Source organism: Bacteroidota bacterium (genome assembly GCA_034439655.1).
GTDB lineage: Bacteria > Bacteroidota > Bacteroidia > UKL13-3 > UKL13-3 > CANJUD01.
Genome location: JAWXAU010000120.1, coordinates 21331 through 28424, shown reverse-complemented (window position 1 = coordinate 28424; position 7094 = coordinate 21331). Strand labels below are relative to the sequence as shown.

Sequence of the window (7094 nt, the reverse complement as noted above, 5' to 3'; positions counted from 1 at the left end):
GAAGCCCCGATAGTTATCGGAGTTCGCGGCGAGCGATACTACAATAAAATAAAGTGTCCGTTATAATTTGGCTTTTCTTATTTGAATTATGAAAGAGGTATAATGATTAATGGTTACTGATAAATTATTTCCGCCACCAGCGGATTGCTGATGCAACTTTATAATGGTTAATGGTTAGCATATAATGTTTGTGATAGTAAAAATACATCTGGATTACTAACACAGAAAACAAAAAATCCCCAACGATATCGAAGGGGATTAATTTGCTAGAGGCATCGAGCGGATTCGAACCGCTGTAGCAGCTTTTGCAGAGCTGAGCCTAGCCACTCGGCCACGATGCCAAATATTGGTGCAAAAATAAGGGACTTTGGCGAATAGGCAAATTAAAATACAATCAATTTTTCTACCTTTATAATTTGTTCGGCTTGCAATAATTTTATAAAATACAAACCAGGCTGCATATTGTTTGGAGTATTAACAGCGTACCGATGCAGCCCCACTACAGTATTTATATTTGCGGTATAGGTTAGTTTGCCATCGGCAGTATAGAACTCCATGCTGTAATCGGTGGGCATATTTTTTTCCCATACTGTAATAGACAAAACTCCACCATTATAATAAGGATTTGGGGTAATGATAAAGCCATTGGGGTCGAGCAAGCTGCAATCGGCAGGATATAATAATTTTTTGCCCGTAATTTTTTCGATAGCCAAAGATGCATCGGGGATTCCCCAACCATATTCATTATCGGGATGCGATGCCCTGCTTGCGGTTTGTTTAATAATATCCCTAATTTGAAAACTACTCAATGTTGTATCTGCTTGCCATATACAAGCGGCTAGTCCACTCAAAATTGGGCATGAGAAAGAAGTTCCTGATGAATTAATTAATATATCATTGGCGGTTGCAACCACATTTAGGTGACCCATAGTAACCACATCCGGCTTTATACGACCATCCCAGGTAGGCCCCACTGAACTAAAACCTATATAATATCCATTAGCATCAACTGCACCCACAGTTAAAATACTGTCAGCATCAGCAGGTGCAGAAATATAATGCCAAGGAGCCCAACCTTCGTTACCTGCACTATTCACCACCAAAATCCCCTTACGAGCTGCAAGTATAGCTGCTTTGCTGATAGGTGTGGTGTGCCCGTCCATATCGGCATAATAGTAATTATCTTTCTTATTGTCGAATTGTGTATAGCCCAATGAAGTGCTAAAAATATCTGCTCCCATGCTGTCAGCCCACTCGGCAGCGGCCACCCACTGATACATTTCAATTGGATTTTCTCCTTCATTCTCGGTTTTGGTAAGTAATAAACTCACATCTGGGCCTGTACCTCGCAACAAGCCTTCCGCTTTACCTACTATTTGCGAAAGTACGGCTGTGCCATGTCCACCAGTATGATATAAATCTGCTGCATTTGTTTCAAAATTCCAGGTGGCAAGTATTTGTTTATTGGTATATAAATGTGCAAATGTGTTCATGGTGTTCACGGTTTTAAATCCATCGTCCATCACGCAAATGATTATGCCTTTGCCTGTGTATCCATTGTGATGCAGTAGCGTTGCATTGAGCATATCCAATTGTGGCAGGGCAAAATCGGAAGGGCAAAAACCAATATTGGCAGCGGTATTATTGGTTAGGGTAATCATACTTTTTTTGAAAGAAAGTTCTGTAATATCCTTAACAAAATTATATTGTATGATAATAGCTAATTGTTGATGCGTAGCTTCTACTACCACACCGTTCAACCATTTTGATTGTGTATATATTTTCTGTGTAGCAGCAGTGATTTTTTGTATATAATCATTGCAAACTGGGAAATCCGTATAATCAATTTCCACCTTCGATTTGATGCGACGGTCAATAGATTTTTGACCAAGAAATTGCGTGGGTTTTAAGAAAACGTTTACGCCCTTATCCTTAAAGCTTACAAAATAGGTTTCTGCATTTGCAAATGAAATAGAAAAAATAAAAACTATATAATATATGAATACTTTTTTCAAAGCACAATCTCTCCTTCATATACAAAAACTGCTGGACCTATCAACCAAATATTGTTATACTCTTTATCAAAATTGAAAGAAACAGCCAAAAGTCCCCCTTTGGTTTTTACATCCACTATATAGTTTCCCAAGCTCATAATATGTGTATGGTGGTATGCCAATGCAGCCGCAGTAACACCTGTACCGCAAGAGTAGGTCTCATCCTCCACCCCCCTTTCATAAGTGCGTACAAAAATTCCGGTATCAATAGGTTCCACAAAATTTACGTTAATACCTGCTTCTTTATAAGTATTATTATAACGAATTTGACGAGCTCTTTCAATAATATTGATATCGTCAATATGCTGTTCGAAAACTATATAATGTGGCGAACCTGTATTTAATTCAAAATCGCTGCCTATTGGTTTAATAGCAGGCACATCATTCATTTTTAATTTAATCTTTTGGGGTTCATATAGCACTTCATGCTTGCCATCTACAGCTTCAAAAGTCATTTCGTTGTTTGTAACTAAATCAAATTCTTTGCAAAATGCTGCAAAACAGCGACCGCCGTTTCCACACATACTGCTGGGTTTACCATCGGAATTGTAATATACCATTTGTGGCAAATTATTCTTCATCTCCAACAATATCAACCCGTCAGCCCCTATACCGAACCTGCGGTCACATAAGTTTTCTATCAAACTATTATTGCTTTTGTCGAAAATATTTTCACGATTATCGATGATAATAAAATCATTCCCTGTACCTTGGTATTTATGGAATTTAATCATTTAATCTTTAAAAAATAAAGTATAGAGATATGATATTTATTCAGATGTGAAGTGAGATCATTGTTCCAAACATAGGTATATACTGCAGCCCGTGCTTCAAATTGCCTATTAATTACATATCCCACCTCGGTTCTTAATGCTGGAGCTACTTGATTAAAATCATAATAGAACAAAACCTGCTCACCCACTTGAACATATTTTAAAAATTTTAAATGTAAAGAAGCTTTGGGGGCTAATACCGTTTGATTATTATAGCGACCGAATTCTATTCCATAAGATTGCTTGAGGGTGGTGAGTACTAAATATTTTGTTTTATAATAAGCCACATCACCATATATATACTTACCTGCACTAATTCCGAAAGCTAATCCTTGATGCTTGTTGTTGAATATTTTCTTTTTTTTTGTAGGTTCATTATCATTAGCCAAAGCACTATATGAAATAAGTAATAGATATATAATAGTGAATCCTAATTTCATGCAATTATTTTGCTTCATCCAAAACAGAAAATACTGAATTATTGCTTAAGAACTCGGGCACCAATTGTTTCATGTGCCTTACTACATCCTCGTCGTGATTATTGGTATGAGCCGTTATTATCAGATCATTTATCTTATCATTTACTTCTTCGTAGGCGTATTCCCTCACTTTGGCAATCATAATTTTGGGATGGTGGGTTGCCATTGTATTTTCGCTATCATTCAGCAATTCTTCAAATATTTTCTCACCTGGACGTAAACCCGAATAGGTGATATGTATATCTTTTTCCAACTCAAGTCCCGAAAGTTTTACCATCTTTTTAGCAAGATCAACGATGCGAACAGGTTCGCCCATATCAAATATAAATATCTCTCCTCCTTTGCCCATTGCACCAGCTTCTAGTACCAATTGGCATGCCTCGGGAATAGTCATAAAATAACGGGTGATATCTTTATGGGTTATTGTAATGGGGCCTCCATTCTCAATTTGTTTTTTAAATAAGGGTATCACCGAGCCATTAGAACCCAATACATTCCCAAAACGGGTTGTGATAAACCTTGTATGGTTTTGATGCGACTTATTTTTTAAATGCTTATTTAATGACTGTACATAAATTTCTGCTATACGTTTAGATGCACCCATTACATTGGTAGGATTGACAGCTTTGTCGGTAGAAACCATCACAAATTTATTCACTCCAAATTCGACGGATAAATCTGCAAGATTGCGGGTTCCCAAAACATTATTTTTAAGAGCTTCCGCAGGATTAGCTTCCATTAATGGTACATGCTTATATGCTGCGGCATGGAATACTTTATTAGGTTTATATTTTTTAAAAATCTCACGCATGGTATTTTCATTGCGTATATCGCCTACCACAAATACTGCATGTTTTATATTATCATATTTGAGGTCATTCTTAAATTCATACTCCAATTCATATAAAGGTGTTTCGGCTTGGTCAACCATTATAAGCAAATCAGGTTGCAAGGTCATCAACTGTCGCGAAATTTCTGAACCAATGGAGCCCGCTGCACCTGTTACCAAAATCACTTTATTCCGCAATTCCTGATTCACCAGTGCGTTATCCAATTCAATAGCATCACGTCCTAGTAAATCTTCAATCTTTACATTCTTAATTTGTTTGATATTCAACTCCCCATTAATCCATTTATTTACGGGTGGAATAGTCAGCACTTTCACATTATGTTCTAAGCAAGTCTCTATCACTTTACGCTTTGCTTCTTTCGAGAAATTCTGGATGGATATAATAACCTGCTGTATGTTTCCTTTCGACAATAAATTATCTAATTCATCCTCATGATGGATTTTTACACCTTCCAAATATTTATTAACCTTTGTTCGATCATTTTCTAAAAACCCTACTACTTTATAACTTAAATTATGGTCATGGTCGAGCGTGCGTTTTGTAATCATACCCAGTTGACCTGCTCCATATATGATAACATTCGTACGGCTGATGGATGCGTTTTTAACTTGCTGAAAAATGAGTTTATATCCCAACCTGAAAGAAGTCATTACCATTACGGTAATGAACATATCAATGATAATAACCGAATTGGGCAGAATGGATATATGTGTGTAGTATTGATATACCAAATTCAGAATCAATACCACTATGGAACTACTTCCCACTGCCAATGCAATCCTCACTGCATCTTGACTGCTAGTGTATCTAATAATACCAGCGTAAGTTTGCGTGATATAAAATGCAATCACCCTAAAAAACAACAAAATAACGAAAGCAGATGGCACATTGGGATTATCCTTGAGTAGCGAATCTAAACTAAATTCGTATCTCATTAAATAGGCAAATGCCAAAGAAAAAGTGCATATCACCAAATCAAGAATAAAGACTACCCAGCGAGGTATGCTTTTGCCTTTTTTCAAAAATAGTTTTTCCCAATTTATCATAATAGTATTATCTAAAAACGTTGAAAATGGTTTTGAAAATTATTTGTATATCTTTCCAAAAATTTCGAGTATCAACATACTCTAGATAGATGGCGGTTTTTTGTGGAATCAATTTTTCTAAATAATACTTTTCAGGGTCGGCAGCTTGTGCAAGTAATACATTTTCATCAATAAATTCAATTGATGCATTATCTGTAATACCTGGCTTTACTGACAGTACACGCATTTGCTCTGCATTATAATAATCAACATATTTTCTCACTTCGGGTCTTGGCCCTACCAAACTCATTTCTCCTAATAAAACATTAATGAGCTGTGGCAATTCGTCAATTTTATACTTACGCAAAAAATACCCAATAGAAGTAATGCGAGGGTCTCTCCCTCCCACTGTTAATAATCCTTTTTTATCGGCATCCATATACATACTTCTAAATTTATATACTCCAAAATTCGTATTGTTCAATCCTACTCTTTGTTGTTTATAAAACACGGGGCCTTTAGAATTCAATTTAATCAAAATCGCTATAATAATAAAGAATGGGATTAGTATAATCAAACCTATAAGTGACCCTAAAAAATCAAACATCCTTTTTACCATATATAAAGATTAAATATTGACGATACTTTCTTTTTTGTTAATCACTTGCTCCACCGATTCGTGCACTGCTTCACACACGGTTTTTACTTGTTCCATAGTTAAATCATAAAATACGGGCAATGATATTTCGCGACTATATAAATTGAAAGTATTGGGGTAATGCGTAATATTATATCCCATATTTTTGTAAAACGACATCATCGGCACTGGTATAAAGTGCACATTGACTGAAACGCCCAGCATGGTAATAAGTTGTATCATGTCATCGCGTTCGCCTTCGGTAATTCCTTTTATTTTTAAAGCATATAGGTGATAAGATGATTCTCTGCGTGAATCGGAGGTAGCGGGCAACTCAGCCCAAAATTTATTTTTAAAAAAGTTATTATAATAGTCTACTATTTGCTTTCTTTTCACCAATGATTCTCGATCATATCTTTCCAGTTCTACCAATCCAATGGAGGCCATGATATCAGTCATATTGCATTTATATCCTGCATCAATAATATCATACTTCCAATTTCCGGGCTTGGTTTTGGCCAATGCATCTTTGTTCTGCCCATGCAGCGATTTCACACATAATAATTTATATACTTCCTCGTTATCGAAACCTTCGGGCAAATTGAGGCAAACACAACCACCTTCTGCCGTGGTCAAATTCTTTACCGCATGAAATGAAATAACTGAAATATCGGTAAGGCTGCCTACTTTTTTGCCATCGAGTCTACCACCAATAGAATGGGCTGCATCGCTCAAAATTAATACACGACCCAATTTTTTCTGCTCTTCGGTTTTTGCTTGGAATAAAGCTTTCACCATAGGTTCCTTCACTAAGGCATTTATCGCATTATAATCGCAGGGTAAACCACCAAAATCGACAGGCATCACCACTTTGGTGCGGTCGTTTATGGCCCGACGGATATTGTCGACTGTGATATTGAAGTCGTTTCCCACATCTACAAACACAGGCTTGGCTCCACAATGTATAATTACATTGGCTGTAGCTGAATAGGTGTAGGCGGGTAATATTACCTCATCGCCCTCTCCTACTCCGAACCAACGCAGCATCAATTCCAAACCTGCCGTAGCCGAATTTAGGCATAATGTGGCTTTGCAATTGGTATATTCGGTAAGTTTTTTTTCAAATAATTTTGTCTTTGGACCGGTGGTAATCCAGCCAGATTTAAGAGTATCAACTACTTCGTCAATAATCTTCTGGTCGATGCGGGGTGGCGAAAATGGTATCATAATACTTTACAAATTTAAGAAAACATTTGCAAATGCAGCTATTTTTTT

Annotated in this window: 6 protein-coding genes and 1 tRNA gene; all 7 read right to left on the bottom strand. The window is 36.6% G+C overall.

The window, feature by feature from the left end; all coding sequences use genetic code 11:
* Positions 1 to 270 precede the first annotated feature (270 nt).
* The 7 genes from SGJ10_08560 to SGJ10_08530 all read right to left on the bottom strand — a co-directional run bounded on the left by SGJ10_08560 (position 271) and on the right by SGJ10_08530 (position 7046).
* A tRNA-Cys gene (locus SGJ10_08560) sits at positions 271 to 341 on the bottom strand.
* 42 nt (positions 342 to 383) lie between these two features.
* Entirely contained in the window at positions 384 to 2015 is a 1632-nt protein-coding gene (locus SGJ10_08555; protein ID MDZ4758175.1) for a S8 family serine peptidase, read from the bottom strand.
* Positions 2012 to 2788, bottom strand: coding sequence for a diaminopimelate epimerase (dapF, locus tag SGJ10_08550; GenBank protein MDZ4758174.1), 777 nt, complete (start codon positions 2786 to 2788; stop codon positions 2012 to 2014). The genes SGJ10_08555 and dapF overlap by 4 nt, the downstream gene beginning before the upstream one ends.
* Positions 2785 to 3267, bottom strand: coding sequence for a hypothetical protein (locus SGJ10_08545; GenBank protein MDZ4758173.1), 483 nt, complete (start codon positions 3265 to 3267; stop codon positions 2785 to 2787). Before SGJ10_08545 ends, dapF begins: the two co-directional genes overlap by 4 nt.
* Positions 3268 to 3271: 4 nt before the next feature.
* On the bottom strand, positions 3272 to 5092 hold the full coding sequence (locus SGJ10_08540; GenBank protein ID MDZ4758172.1) for a nucleoside-diphosphate sugar epimerase/dehydratase: 1821 nt from the start codon (positions 5090 to 5092) through the stop codon (positions 3272 to 3274).
* A gap of 118 nt (positions 5093 to 5210) precedes the next feature.
* Positions 5211 to 5789, bottom strand: a complete 579-nt coding sequence (locus tag SGJ10_08535; protein ID MDZ4758171.1) for a sugar transferase — start codon at positions 5787 to 5789, stop codon at positions 5211 to 5213.
* A gap of 21 nt (positions 5790 to 5810) precedes the next feature.
* Complete coding sequence (locus SGJ10_08530) at positions 5811 to 7046, bottom strand: DegT/DnrJ/EryC1/StrS aminotransferase family protein (protein MDZ4758170.1); 1236 nt, start codon at positions 7044 to 7046, stop codon at positions 5811 to 5813.
* Between the last annotated feature and the right edge of the window lie 48 nt (positions 7047 to 7094).